The organism is Dongia sp. P2_B8, assembly GCF_056404715.1.
Genome location: NZ_JBFUDM010000004.1, coordinates 245,454 through 257,538 on the forward strand (window position 1 = coordinate 245,454; position 12,085 = coordinate 257,538).

Sequence of the window (12,085 nt, forward strand, 5' to 3'; positions counted from 1 at the left end):
GCCGTGCGTCAAACTGGCTGCCGGCAGGGCTTTTGTGGCGCGATCACACCAGCCTGGACAAGCGTCAGCTACACTGCCGATTCAGCCCCGCGCCCGCGCTGGCGTTGCGCGAGGTACTTGGTGTTGCTGGTCCGCAGTTCTTCCGCCGTGGTTTCGACGAGATGATCGATAAGCTTGGTTTCGGCCGGTGTGCCGGGCTGGAACTTGCGCGCACGGATGTCGGCGGCGAGTTGTTTGCGCAAGGTGGGGAGATCGTCATCGTCCGCCCGGCCATAGAGACGCGCCAGGCTGTTGCGTTCGACCTGGGCGGAACCGGCAGCGCCGGCGATGTCCTGCTTTGCCACCGAGATCGCCCGCGCGATCATGGCGCCCAGGAATTTCTGGCGCCCGTTCAGGGTCGGCAGGAGATCTTCCTGCAAGGTGGCCAGCGCTGCGTCGAGCAGGGCTGTGGCACCAGGGCGTTTCTTCATGAAGCGTCTCCTTCGCCATGCTTCTTCTTGGGCGCCGGCTTGAATCCAGGCAGGCGCAGATCGATCAGCAGATCATATTCGGTCTCCAGGGCGACGAGACCGGTGAGCGCCAGTTCCAGCGAACGCTCTCGGCCGGAGAGATGCCGTTCGGCCTGCTCGAGCGCCATGATCGACCAGCGCACCGCCGCCATCTGTTCCCAGAAGCGGACCTGCGCGTCGTCGACCGCGTGACCGCTGCCGGCTTCATAGCCGGCATAGAACGCGGCGCGGCTGCCGATACCGCCAGCTTCTGCGCCCGCCATGCCGAAACGCCAGCAGCGTGCACAGAACCATCCAAGGTCTTCGTAAGGATCCGACCAACCGGCAAACTCGAAATCGAGAATGCCGCTGAGCTTCTCATCGGCGACGAGATAATTGCCGGTGCGGAAATCCCGGTGGCAGAAGGTCACTGTCTCAAGCCCGCGCTGGTATGCCGGTGCTTCGTCTTCGAGCCGGTTGATGGCCCATTCCAGCACCGGCTGCGCTTCGGGCAATTGGTCGAGCTGGCCACGGAAACGGGCGATACGCGATGCGAGGAGATCGGTCGACGCAGCGGGCAGGAAGGCGAGATCCTTGGGCGCATAGGCTGGAATCACCTTGTGGAGCTTCGCCAGTTCAGCACCGAGTTCATGCGCCAGCGCATCGCCCGCCTCTTCCTCAAGTGCGCGTACCAGCTTCCTTGGATCGGCGGAACCCTTAAGGCGGCTGGTGATGTGGAAGGGCTGGCCGATCACCTGCCCGCTCGATTCCAGCCACAGCGGCTGCGGTGCCTTGACACCGGCCGCGTGCGCCACCTTCAGCAGCGCGAACTCCTGTGCCTTGCCCCAGCTTTCGGCGATGCCGCTCGGTGCATCGGCGCGCAGGACCGTTTCATGCAGGACACCATCGATGTCGAGGTCGAGCGCCCAGTTTTCCTGGATGGCGCCGCCACCGAGGCGGCCGATCAGTTTTGCGGTGACCTTGGCAGCCTTTGCCTGTTGCTGGACAAAGGCTTCGAGGGTGGCAATCTTGTTGGCAAGCACGCGTGTCAACCCCACTTCCAGAAATCACGCCCCTCAAGGCCCAGATGTTGTGCCAGCACCATCTTATGCACTTCAGAGGCGCCGTCCACCAGCCGTGCCTGGCGGGCATAGCGGTAGATCCATTCCAGGATCGTGTCCTGCGAATAGCCCTTGGCGCCGAGCAACTGGATGGCGGTGTCGACCGCCTTGTGCAGGCAATCGGCGACGGCGATCTTCGCCATCGAGACTTCCTTGCGCGCGCGGCGGCCAAGATCGAGCTGATAGGCGGCATGGAAGGTGAGCAGGCGGCCCATCTGCACCTGCAGCGCCGCCTCACCCAGCATCCATTGCACACCTTCATGGTCCATGAGCTTGGTGCCGAAGGCTTCGCGCTTCTGTACATGGCGGCCGGCAATCTCAAGCGAGCGTTTGGAGAGGCCAAGCCAGCGCATGCAATGCGTGAGGCGCGCGATGCCGAGGCGGATCTGCACCGCCTTCATCCCCTCGCCCACCTCCATCAGGCGGTCCTCGTCAGGAATTTCCAGACCGTCGAAGATGAGCTCGCAATGGCCGCCATGTTCTTCCGGCCCCATGATCGGAATGCGGCGCTTGATATGCCAGCCGGGTGCGGATTTATCGAAGAGAAAGGCGGTGAGGCCGCGGCGCGGATCGTCGGAGGTGCGGGCCAGCAGGATGAAATGCTCCGCCGCCTCGCCGCCCGTGATGAACCATTTGTGGCCGCGGATGATCCATTTGTCGCCGACCTTCTCGGCGGTGGTGCGCATCATGCCGGCCGGATCGGAGCCGGAGCCTGGCGCCGGCTCGGTCATGACGATGGAAGAGCGCACCTCGCCATGGACGATCGGCATCAGCCAGCGTTCCTGCTGCGCCGGCGTGGCGACGCGCGAGAGCAGATGGATGTTGCCATCGTCGGGAGCGGCGATGTTGAAACAGACCGGGCCGAAGATCGAGCGGCCGGCGGCTTCGTAGATCGGTACCAGTTCGGTGAATTTCAGGCCCTTGCCGCCGAGGCTCTCCGGCAGCTGGAAATTCCACAGGCCGGCTGCCAGCGCCTTGGCATGGAGCTGCTGCAGCAGATCCTCGCGGATGTTCTCACCGGCATCGAAATTGGCGCGGTCCTTCTCCAGCGGAATGACATGCTCGTCGAGAAAATCGTCGATCTGGCGGACATAGTTTTCCGCACGCTTGGTGATCGAAAAATCCATGATCGTGTCCCCTAGAGACTGGAATTGAGATGGCCACCATCGACCGTGAGCACGGTGCCGGTCATGTAGGACGAGGCTTCGGACGCCAGCAGCAGCAGCGGCCCGTCGAGATCCTGTGGTATCCCCAAGCGCCGCTGCGGAACGCGTTTGATGAGTGCTGCCCCCGCTTCCGTGCTGAAGAATTCGTCGTTGAGGGCCGTGCGGATGTAACCGGGGGCCAGCGCATTGACGCGGATATTGTGGCGCGCCCATTCGAGCGACAGCGCCTTGGTCATCTGGATGAGACCGGCTTTGGAAACGGCGTAAGGAAGGCTCTGGCTGGCGACGCGCTGCCCGAGGATCGAGGCGATGTTGATGATGTTGCCGGGCCGTTTTGCGGTGACCCAGCGCTGTGCCGCCTCGCGACTGGCGAGCCAGGCGCCCTTGAGGTTGGTATCGATCACCGCATCCCAGTCACTGTCGGCAAGGTCGAGCGACGGCGTGGTGAGCGAGATGCCGGCATTGTTGACGAGGAGTGTCACCGGCCCGACATCGCTTTCGGCGGCGGCAAAGGCGGCGTTGATCCCTTTGCCCAAGGTGATGTCGCCGGTAACAGCGGCGGCGCGGTGCCCAAGGCCCCGCAGGCGCTCGGCCTCCTGGCTGACAAGATCACCGCGCCGGGCCATCAGCACCACGGCGGCACCGGCGGCAGCCAGAATTCCGGCAAAATGGCGCCCGAGATCGCCGGATGCCCCCGTGATCAATGCCACCTGCCGCGAAAGATCGAAATCCGCCATCGCTGCCCCTGACTGTTCTTTTTCTGGCAGGCACTATGCCTGGATGGATGGCGGATGTGAAAGGGCGAGAGCGGAAGACTGCACCTCAAAATACAGAGACCCGCCGCGGCCTTGGCCCGGCGGGTCTCGTTCTTTGGGTTTGTCGCAGGGATCTAGCTGGGCCGCGCCGGGATTAGGGAGAACCCCTGCCTCGCTGGCCGACCCTAAGGTTCATGACGAACCCCTCGGAATCCCTGGATCTCAGGTTAAGAGCTGAGTGCTCAATCTGCTGTCAGTATCAGATTGTAGGAACTTATCGCCGGTGGAGTCATGGTTCTTAATCACCCTCCTGCTTCAAGTTGGCGGGATTACCTTCCGCGAAGCCAGCTGTCCCCGTTCTCCTGCGAAGGGGATGCGGCGCTGGAAGATTCCAGAAGCGCTTCCCCTTCATATGGCATATCGACGTCTTCAAGTCAAGGCATACGCAATAAACATGCGCGTATTGCGCAATATTTGTTTCGTTTATTGCGCTTTATTTGTGATTCACCGTCTTACCGTCTTCAATCGCCTTGCGAATGATCTGGACGGCCTCTTCGGTTTCCGCCCAGCGCGAGAACTTGACCCACTTGCCCTTCTCCAGATCCTTGTAATGGCTGAAGAAATGGCGAACCTGCTCACGCAGCACTTCCGGCAGATCGCGGTAGGAGCTGACGTTGGAGTAGAAGGGATGCAGCTTGTCGACCGGGACGGCGATGATCTTCTCGTCGCCGCCGGCCTCGTCTTCCATCATCAGGCAGCCCACGGGGCGTGAGCGCACAACGGCGCCCGGCACGACTGGGGTGGGGCCGAGGACGATGATATCCAGGGGGTCACCATCGCCGCCCAAAGTGTGCGGGATGAAGCCGTAATTGCCCGGGTAGAACATCGCCGTATAGAGGAAGCGGTCGACGAACATCGCCCCGGATTCCTTGTCGAGTTCGTACTTCACCGGCGTGCCGCCGAGCGGAATTTCGATGATGGCATTGAGGTCGTAGGGCGGGTTCTCGCCGATCTTGATCTTGCTGATATCCATGATGGTCTCTTTCACGCTGCGGCGCGCCACTTGGCGCGACTTTGCTGCACTGCAAATAAAGACCAGATGCCCCGCTTCGCAAGAAAAAAGCGCGCTGTGCGACAATAGTCACGAAAAAACCCCGCCGCCGGCATCCCGGAAGCGGGGTTTTCCGAAAGAATAGAGTTTTAGTTCAGGACGTTATAGCCACGGCCGGCCATGCAGCGGCGATAGACTTCGCGCTGATTCTGGACACCTGTGACCGCACCACCGCCAAGGCCGAGCGCGCCGCCGCCAGCGGCACCCACCGCGGCACCGGTCCCGGCGCTGACACCACCCACCAGCGCGCCGGTGATGGCGCCCAAGGCCGCACCCGCGGCAGCACCACCCAGCGCCCCCACGGCGGCATCGCCGACCGGGCTGACCTGGTTGGCGTACTGCTCGCACTCGTAATTGTCCTGGGAGTAGCGCGATGAATCGACCCCCTTGGTATCGACCATTGGCTGGCTGTAGCTGGAACACGCCGCCAGCATCGATGCCGTCAAAATCGCCGCCACAATCCGCTTCATTTTTTAGTTCCTTTCTTGCTTCTCGTCCCGGCGCCAGGTCCGTTTTGGACCCTGCGCCAGATAGCCGTAAATTCACACGTATTATAGATCGGTTCCCTGCCCCCTCGAACACTCAAATTTAAGTGACCGGAACCGGCAAATCGAGGTTTTGGAACCTAATAGTAGGTGCTGTAGCCACGGCCACGCATACAGTTGTTGAGCACCTGTTTCTGGTTCTGGGTACCGGTATAGGCGCCGCCCGCAAGGCCCAAGACACCACCGGCGGCGGCACCGACCGCCGCACCTTCACCGACGCTGACACCCTTGAACAGGGCGCCTGAGAGCGCGCCCAGGGCAGCGCCGCCGGCAGCACCACCGAGCGCGCCCACGGCCGCATCCTGGACCGGGCTTACCTGATTGGCATAGGCCTGGCACTCGGCCAGGTCCTGGTTATAGGTGTTGGCACCGACCTGCTGATAAGGCTGATAGGTCTGCGCAAAGGCGCTCGACGACAGCAGTGTCAGGGCGGCAGCCAAAAGAAGGCGTTTCATGATCTGATCCCTTTCCCAACCAAGTTTTCAGCTTTGGGTCACCAGGTCATCGTGACCGGCCCCGTTGCTTCAAGAATTAGGGGATCTTTGGATTTTCCGCAGTGACCGGGGACACAGAGAGGGCGTGATGCCGCGCACAGTTTTGCGCGGGTTTGTGCGGGGTTCAGCGGGTAGTTTCAGTGGGATTCCCGTTGGATTTCCATCGCATGTCGGGACCTTCAGTCCCAGTGCGGCGTGAGGGCAACCATCAACTTGTCGATCTTCCGGCCATCCGACGACAGAGGCAGCATCGCAGCCTCATAGCGAATGATGCGGCCGGCATAGGGGACTTTGCGCTGATAATAGCCCGGCTGCCCACCATCGACCGCGCTGCTGAAGCTGGCGTGGGCCAAAGCGTAATAATCCGCAGGGAAGCATTCGTCGAGATAGCGGCCGGTACAATCGACGCCGAACAGTTCCACCTGCCTTGTCCCATCGAGCCGGCACCAGAAACGCCGCGGCGCATCCTCGACGTCGTAGAGACTGAGGTCCCCCAGGGCGAACTTCATTTCGGCCGGATCAAAATCGCCCCGCGACGGCAAGGGCCGGCCAGCACGCTTTGCATCCCAGAGCGCGATGATGCGCCTGAGGATTGGATGTTCGGCCGCAGCAAGGATGCTGGCGATATGTTCGTCCATTGTGACCCGACCCACCCCCGAGAAGATGCCAGTATGGGCGCCTTTGCGCGCGCAAATCCAGTCCGGAGCAAACGCTTCTCCCGCATTGCGGCAAATCGCCCTGCCTATATACAGCTGCTTATTGACACGCGCCGCCTTCCCTATAGAGAGAATGGATCGCGTAAACACGAGTCCATGGGCCGTTATGCCGAAATCTGCCGCACAAGCCAGCAAGACCGCCAGGAACCGCAAAGTCAGCCCGCTGGCAGCATCGCGGGTCGGCGTTTCGCCGGCCCAGATCTTCGACCAGTTGCGCCAGCGTATCGCGACGCGGACTTATCCGCCGGGCATGCGCCTCAGCGAATCCGATCTTGCCGCGGAATTCGGTCTGAGCCGCACACCGGTGCGCCAAGCCCTGCAGCGGTTGGCCGCCGATGGCCTGGTCAGCATCAAGAACGGCGTCGGCGTCACCGTGACCGATCTCGACCGGCAGGAAATCGACCAGGCCTATTATCTGCGTTGCCAGTTGGCAGCGATGATCGGACATACATCGCCCAAGCCGCTTGCCGAGGCGGGGCTTGAGGATTTGAAGGCATTGCTGGTGCAGGTAAAGGCCTTGCTCGCACGGCGCGGCGCACCCTCGCTCACCGCCTTTTCCGAACTGTGCGAGCGGTTCCACAACATCGTCAACGACGTCATCGGATCGCGCATGCTGCGCGACTTCATCGAGATCCTTTATCACCAGACCGATCGCTTCTGGTTCGGTTGGATGGAACAGGCGGATATCCGGATCGAGGTCACGCATTTCCAGCACGAAGTCGAGGAGACCCTGCGTGCGCTGGAGATCAGCGACTTCGAAGCTGTCGGCTATATCCGCCGCAACCACATCACCATGATGCTGGCCAGGATGTCGGCGTTCCGCGACGGTGTGGGCGGCGCATAGGACACATCTTGGCAGCGACAAGCCTGATGCCTGAGAGCATACAAAACTTTTCGGCGGCAATACCGTGCTGATGTCGTCTCTTTATCTGCTGGCTTTGCTCGTCACGGCAATCGGCTGGGCCGTCGCCCGGAAGACAGGCAGGCCTTTCCCCACCCTGGCACCTGTCTTTGTCGGAATGGTTCTCTCATATGGACTGGCGCTGGCCGCACTCTGCATCGATCCCTATTACGACGATAATGGCCTGCCGGAATTCATCGACTGGCACGCCCGTTGGCTGTGGGCCGCCGAGTTCGCTGGCTGGTTCTCATTTGTCGTTGTGCCGCTCACGCTGGCGGCCCAAGCCCTTTGGCATCTGATGCGGCGTAAGAGCCGACCCTAGGCCTGCTTCTTCCAATCGCCGCTGGTGTTCCACCAACGATGGGGATTCTTGGAATCGTCGAGGCCCTTCGAGCGGGACGCCAGCAGCTCCTCCACCGTGATCGATGGTTCCTGATAGCTGTGGACCTGGAAGATGGCTTCGACAATCTCCGCCAGCAGCGCTTGATCGCGCGCAATCTGAAAACTGACCGTCACAACGCCGGGCCGCTTCCGGATGCCTGCTTCAGCCCCGGCCGCAGCACCTTCGAGCGGCCGGTAGCGTTCGATGCCCGCCGCGGATTGATAGGCATTATTGTCATACTTGCCCATGGCCAACGGGACGATTTCGGCCACACGTTCCATGATGCGATCGACATCTTCGGCCGGCGCCTGCACCGTCACCAGATAGAGCGGCTCCATCCGCGCCGATGTCGTTTCAAAGCTCGTCCCCAGCATCGCACTCTCCGTCGGCATGTTTCACCCCGACAGAAATTAAAGAATAGCTGCTGACAACTGCGTGTCAGCAGTCAGTTCGTGAGATGGCGTAAAGGCTGCAATTTGTCCCGTCGAGCACGAGATCACGTTCGTGGCGCAGCCCGGCGGCCATCGCCGTACGACGGGACGCTTCGTTGTCAGGATCGATAAGGGCGATGAGGCGCGACAAATGCAGTTTTTCGAAGCCGTAACGGACCAGTGCCTGGGCGATTTCGCGACCCAATCCCAGCCGCCAATAGGATTTGGCCAGCAGATAGGCGATCTCGACCTCAAGCGTGCCATCGATAGTCCAGGGAATGAGACCGCAGCGGCCGATGAAGGCCCGGCTCTCTTTGTGGATCGTCGCCCAGAGGCCAAGCGCCGGATGATCGGGATCGCCGCCACCGACAAACCAGTCAAGCTCCCGGCGCGTCTCTTCATAGCTGAGCGTGCCTTCCGGGAAATAGCGCCTGATGTCCGGATCGCGATAGAGCGCGAACAGACTGTCGAGATCGTCCGGCTGCAGGCGCCGGAGGACAAGTCGTTCGGTCTCGAGAATCTGCATGGCCGCTTAGCTGCGCGTCGACGACAGATGATTGTCCCATTGCAGCGGATCGCTGCAATGCGTCTTTGAGCCAGTCAGCACGCCCGCTGCCGCATCCACCTGGACAGTGAGACGTGCACCGTAACCTGATGTCAGCAGGAACTGGCCTGCGTCAGCGTGGCCAGCAACGCCGCAGGTATCGGGCAGATCGACGGAGCCGAGATAGCGGCCGTCGTCTGCGGCCCAGAATGCCGCCAGCCCGCCGCGCGGCGAGGTGGCGCAGATGAAGAGGCCGCTGCGATCGATGGCGACACTGCCGACATAACCGGCCATGCGGCGATGAATGTCGGGGGGCATGTCGAGGAATTGCAGCGCACCTGCTTCATCCGTGACCATCACCAATGGTCGGAGATCGGTGGCGGGGTCCTGGTCCTGAACGCCACAGACGATGCGGCCATCGTCAAGGCGCGCCAGATGGCGCAGCGAGAGCGTCTCCAGATCCTCCTCCAGCACGATCATGGCTTGGCAGGCGCCAGTCAACGCATCGAGCCAGACGAGGCTGGAATGAATGGGATCCGTCGCATTGCGGTCAATGATGCCGCCATTGCCGACAATCAGTGTCCGGCCGTCCGCCGACCAGAGAAGTTCATGAGGCTCAATGCCATGGCTCGAGAAACGCGCGCTGAGTGTGCCGTCGGCGATGTTGTAAATCGCGATATGACCGAGCTGCGCCCTGCCCTCGCTCTGCGTGGTGTAGAGCCTGCTGCCGTCGGCAGAGAAGATCGCGTGGCCATCGAAGGTGCAGCCCGGCAAGGGATCGATGCTGCGTAAGACGGTGCCGTTGGCAAGATCGCACAGCATCACCCTTGGTCCCGGTTTGCGCCCAACGATGGCACAGATTCGGCAGGCTGGATCAGCAATGACATCATGCGCCCGGTAATTAAGGTCGCGCCGCCAAAGCTGCTCACCGGCATCATCGAAAGCCATGGCGGCAAAGCCATTCTTGCCACCCGCATTGTCGCCGCAGGCCATAAGATGCGCCGGCATCACTTCGAGAAAATCGCGCCCGCCTACCCGACGCCTCAGAAGTCGATCAAAGTTCATCAGTATCCATCTCACGTAGGTTTGTCGTCAATCCAACGGCACCTGCAAAATCTGTTTGCAGCAAAGTTCGCACTTCGTTGATCTTGACCATGAGGACGATGACCCGATTTCGAAGTTCCTCGGTACGGCGTGCGGCCTCCGGCTCTAAGGTCTTTGGGTCCGGACACGAGAATTCGCACATACCTACTAGAGACAGGCTCGTGATGAGCGGCGGGGGAACATATATATGGCCCGATCGAATCCAGGAGCGCAACAACGCCACAGAGTCACGCAGTTCGCCATTTAACTGAGCCTCTTTCGCCGGCAACAAATTTACCCAGCCGAATTGCGACACCATGGCGTGATCAATTGTCTGAAGGTTGATGCGGATGTTCTCCGTAGACCGCCGCATGCGCCATTGTTCTGCCACTCTGAAATTCATCGAGTTCGCATCCGCGCCAAGCGATAGTGCTATCTTGCGCCTTGCCACGATCTTCAGCATGTCGATTTGATCGATCAGAAGCCGAGCAGTAGTTTCCTTCGCGGAGTTACCAAAGGCGCTGGCATCTTGAGCAAGGGCCGATGACCATTCTTTCTCTGCATCATCTGCGGCAGAAAGAAGATGCGCAACGATCGCCTGAAGAATGGCACAGCGTCGCTCTGCCTTCTCGTCGAGATAGAAATCGTTGATCATGTCTCGACGACCCTTATCGTCGTACTGTAGTAGGCCAATTGCCGCTAGCCCTTGACGGCCGACAACCGACTGCGCCATGCGTGCAGGAGTCAGCTCTGCCAGGTCGTTGCTTACCAGTAGCCTCTGAAGTTCGCCCTCAAGATCGGATGTTTCATCCGTCCAATGCGCCAGACTATCATTTCTGTCGTTTCGACCGGACGGCAAATAGCGAAAGGGCTGCACGGCCATCCAGGTATTCGACACGTGCTCAATATCGCCTTCGATCAGCGAGACCTTGGCTGCTGATGGTTTGCTCAACAGGGCAAGGAGGCCCTCATTCCAATCCGCGCAGGCCATGCGCAGCTTACCTATACGCGGCAGGACGATATTCGAGACATAATTTCTATTGAACGCCGCATAGTCCGGCATCGCAGCTGCGGCCGAACGAGACAGCGCCGGCAGCAAAGCTGCAGCCGCTAAGCTCGCCATGGCATGACGGCGCGTGATGACGTGACCGGATCCAATCGCCATAGCGCACTCACTGGTTAACGCGGGACGAGAACAGTTATCTTATTCCGCACGCCACGGCTGCATCAAGACCCATCGCCATCCAGTTCGTTGAAGCCCAGGGTGATGCCGATCGCCGGCGGAACCTGCTGACGCAGGAGGTCGCGTAGGTGGTTGACCTTTACATAGAGCGAGGTCACCGCTTTGCGCTTGTCCTTCTCAGTGATGTCGGTGGCGAAATTGTCGCCGACAGCCTCGGTAGCGTTGATGGCATCATCGAAAGCCTTGGCGAGATCCGCTTTCAAACCGGCCTGGTCGGGACCGAAGAGATCAGCATAGCCGCCCGGCGCCAGCACGGAGGTCTTGGCGGCCGCGAGGTTCAGAGCGATGTTGCGCATGGACCGGCCGGAGCGCCATTGCTCGGCGGCCTTCGGCTTGGCACCGGCGGCATCGGCACCCAAGGGCGCTGCGATCTTCTGGTCGCCAACGATCTGCGTGATGGTGAGAAGGTTGGTGTAGGATTGCGCGGTGCCCTCGGCAGGACTGGCGGCAAAGGACGAAGCAGCCTTCGCTGGGTCTTTCAGCGTCTGTTCCCAGACGGATTTGGTCTCAGAGGCGATGGTGTTCAGATTCTGCGCGATGGCGGCGACAATGGCGCGTCGGCGGGGGGCGCTGTCGCCTTGCAGCAGGTCTTGGCCCTTATCTTCGCCATAGAGAATGCGCTCGAGCGCCGGCAGGCCCTGAATGGCGACGCTGGCGGCGGCAAAATGTGCTGCATCCAAGCCTTCTTTGCCTTTGCCCGCGAGCAAGGCCAGATATTGCTTCTCGACCACATTGCGGCGTTCCGGCCAATAGGCAAAGCGTTCCGAGCGCTGCTCCTGTGCCAAGGCACCGAGGCGGAATTGCTGTGCCGACGCCCAGGCATCGGCCACGTCGTTGAAGCCCTGCTTCACCATGTCGAGGCCGGCAGCATCGGGCGCTGTATCGAACGCTTCGGCGGTCTTGGCAAAGGCTGCGGTCACCTTCACCAGATTGTCGAAGGCCGGGAGAATGATCTTGGCGGCGAAGCTTGCATTGAAAGCACCAAAATCGGGACCCGCGGCGCTGGCTGGACGCGCCACGGCCGGCACCATGGAAGCTGCGAGCATGGCGGCCAAGGTTTGGCGACGGGTGATTTTATCAAGCGGTCGATCGGTCATGTCGCGCC

The 12,085-nt window shown here is 61.1% G+C and carries 15 protein-coding genes; 2 read left to right on the plus strand and 13 right to left on the minus strand.

Annotated features, from left to right (window positions below):
* Positions 1-68 precede the first annotated feature (68 nt).
* From AC1DWZ_RS14910 to AC1DWZ_RS14945, 8 genes are all read right to left on the minus strand, one after another.
* Positions 69-470, minus strand: a complete 402-nt coding sequence (locus AC1DWZ_RS14910) for a DUF6285 domain-containing protein (RefSeq protein ID WP_477169706.1) — start codon at positions 468-470, stop codon at positions 69-71.
* Positions 467-1,531 carry a phosphotransferase family protein gene (locus AC1DWZ_RS14915; RefSeq protein ID WP_477169791.1) on the minus strand — a complete coding sequence of 355 codons (1,065 nt, stop codon included), beginning with the start codon at positions 1,529-1,531 and terminating at the stop codon, positions 467-469. The genes AC1DWZ_RS14910 and AC1DWZ_RS14915 overlap by 4 nt, the downstream gene beginning before the upstream one ends.
* Before the next feature lie 5 nt (positions 1,532-1,536).
* Positions 1,537-2,736, minus strand: coding sequence for an acyl-CoA dehydrogenase family protein (locus tag AC1DWZ_RS14920; protein ID WP_477169707.1), 1,200 nt, complete (start codon positions 2,734-2,736; stop codon positions 1,537-1,539).
* A gap of 11 nt (positions 2,737-2,747) precedes the next feature.
* Positions 2,748-3,512: an SDR family NAD(P)-dependent oxidoreductase gene (locus AC1DWZ_RS14925; protein WP_477169708.1), complete on the minus strand. Its 765-nt coding sequence runs from the start codon at positions 3,510-3,512 to the stop codon at positions 2,748-2,750.
* A 511-nt stretch (positions 3,513-4,023) separates the two neighbouring features.
* On the minus strand, positions 4,024-4,563 hold the full coding sequence (gene ppa, locus AC1DWZ_RS14930) for an inorganic diphosphatase (RefSeq protein WP_477169709.1): 540 nt from the start codon (positions 4,561-4,563) through the stop codon (positions 4,024-4,026).
* A gap of 167 nt (positions 4,564-4,730) precedes the next feature.
* Entirely contained in the window at positions 4,731-5,111 is a 381-nt protein-coding gene (locus AC1DWZ_RS14935) for a hypothetical protein (protein WP_477169710.1), read from the minus strand.
* A 155-nt stretch (positions 5,112-5,266) separates the two neighbouring features.
* Positions 5,267-5,641, minus strand: coding sequence for a hypothetical protein (locus AC1DWZ_RS14940; protein ID WP_477169711.1), 375 nt, complete (start codon positions 5,639-5,641; stop codon positions 5,267-5,269).
* Positions 5,642-5,859: 218 nt separating this feature from the next.
* Entirely contained in the window at positions 5,860-6,318 is a 459-nt protein-coding gene (locus AC1DWZ_RS14945; protein ID WP_477169712.1) for a PAS domain-containing protein, read from the minus strand.
* A gap of 184 nt (positions 6,319-6,502) precedes the next feature.
* Here AC1DWZ_RS14945 and AC1DWZ_RS14950 point away from each other — a divergent pair, with 184 nt between their 5' ends.
* On the plus strand, positions 6,503-7,240 hold the full coding sequence (locus tag AC1DWZ_RS14950; protein WP_477169713.1) for a GntR family transcriptional regulator: 738 nt from the start codon (positions 6,503-6,505) through the stop codon (positions 7,238-7,240).
* Positions 7,241-7,310: 70 nt separating this feature from the next.
* A complete protein-coding gene (locus AC1DWZ_RS14955; RefSeq protein WP_477169714.1) occupies positions 7,311-7,619 on the plus strand; it encodes a hypothetical protein in 309 nt (102 codons plus the stop codon).
* On the opposite strand, the gene AC1DWZ_RS14960 is transcribed toward AC1DWZ_RS14955, so the two are convergent.
* The 5 genes from AC1DWZ_RS14960 to AC1DWZ_RS14980 form a co-directional block, all read right to left on the minus strand.
* Entirely contained in the window at positions 7,616-8,071 is a 456-nt protein-coding gene (locus tag AC1DWZ_RS14960) for a hypothetical protein (RefSeq protein WP_477169715.1), read from the minus strand. The genes AC1DWZ_RS14955 and AC1DWZ_RS14960 overlap by 4 nt on opposite strands.
* Before the next feature lie 46 nt (positions 8,072-8,117).
* Positions 8,118-8,636 (minus strand): GNAT family N-acetyltransferase, encoded by a 519-nt coding sequence (locus AC1DWZ_RS14965; protein WP_477169716.1) that lies wholly within the window; start codon positions 8,634-8,636, stop codon positions 8,118-8,120.
* Between the two features lie 6 nt (positions 8,637-8,642).
* Positions 8,643-9,662, minus strand: coding sequence for a DUF1513 domain-containing protein (locus tag AC1DWZ_RS14970; RefSeq protein ID WP_477169717.1), 1,020 nt, complete (start codon positions 9,660-9,662; stop codon positions 8,643-8,645).
* A 46-nt stretch (positions 9,663-9,708) separates the two neighbouring features.
* Positions 9,709-10,902: an imelysin family protein gene (locus AC1DWZ_RS14975; protein ID WP_477169718.1), complete on the minus strand. Its 1,194-nt coding sequence runs from the start codon at positions 10,900-10,902 to the stop codon at positions 9,709-9,711.
* 62 nt (positions 10,903-10,964) lie between these two features.
* Positions 10,965-12,077, minus strand: coding sequence for an imelysin family protein (locus AC1DWZ_RS14980; RefSeq protein WP_477169719.1), 1,113 nt, complete (start codon positions 12,075-12,077; stop codon positions 10,965-10,967).
* Positions 12,078-12,085 lie beyond the last annotated feature (8 nt).

Coding starts and splice junctions, on each gene's coding strand:
- AC1DWZ_RS14940 (WP_477169711.1), bottom strand. CDS start 5,641: ATGAAACGCCTTCTTTTGGCTGCCGCCCTGACACTGCTGTCGTCGAGC.
- AC1DWZ_RS14955 (WP_477169714.1), top strand. CDS start 7,311: ATGTCGTCTCTTTATCTGCTGGCTTTGCTCGTCACGGCAATCGGCTGG.
- AC1DWZ_RS14970 (WP_477169717.1), bottom strand. CDS start 9,662: ATGCCGGCGCATCTTATGGCCTGCGGCGACAATGCGGGTGGCAAGAAT.
- AC1DWZ_RS14920 (WP_477169707.1), bottom strand. CDS start 2,736: ATGGATTTTTCGATCACCAAGCGTGCGGAAAACTATGTCCGCCAGATC.
- ppa (WP_477169709.1), bottom strand. CDS start 4,563: ATGGATATCAGCAAGATCAAGATCGGCGAGAACCCGCCCTACGACCTC.
- AC1DWZ_RS14980 (WP_477169719.1), bottom strand. CDS start 12,077: ATGACCGATCGACCGCTTGATAAAATCACCCGTCGCCAAACCTTGGCC.
- AC1DWZ_RS14965 (WP_477169716.1), bottom strand. CDS start 8,636: ATGCAGATTCTCGAGACCGAACGACTTGTCCTCCGGCGCCTGCAGCCG.
- AC1DWZ_RS14910 (WP_477169706.1), bottom strand. CDS start 470: ATGAAGAAACGCCCTGGTGCCACAGCCCTGCTCGACGCAGCGCTGGCC.
- AC1DWZ_RS14975 (WP_477169718.1), bottom strand. CDS start 10,902: ATGGCGATTGGATCCGGTCACGTCATCACGCGCCGTCATGCCATGGCG.
- AC1DWZ_RS14960 (WP_477169715.1), bottom strand. CDS start 8,071: ATGCCGACGGAGAGTGCGATGCTGGGGACGAGCTTTGAAACGACATCG.
- AC1DWZ_RS14925 (WP_477169708.1), bottom strand. CDS start 3,512: ATGGCGGATTTCGATCTTTCGCGGCAGGTGGCATTGATCACGGGGGCA.
- AC1DWZ_RS14950 (WP_477169713.1), top strand. CDS start 6,503: ATGCCGAAATCTGCCGCACAAGCCAGCAAGACCGCCAGGAACCGCAAA.
- AC1DWZ_RS14935 (WP_477169710.1), bottom strand. CDS start 5,111: ATGAAGCGGATTGTGGCGGCGATTTTGACGGCATCGATGCTGGCGGCG.
- AC1DWZ_RS14945 (WP_477169712.1), bottom strand. CDS start 6,318: ATGGACGAACATATCGCCAGCATCCTTGCTGCGGCCGAACATCCAATC.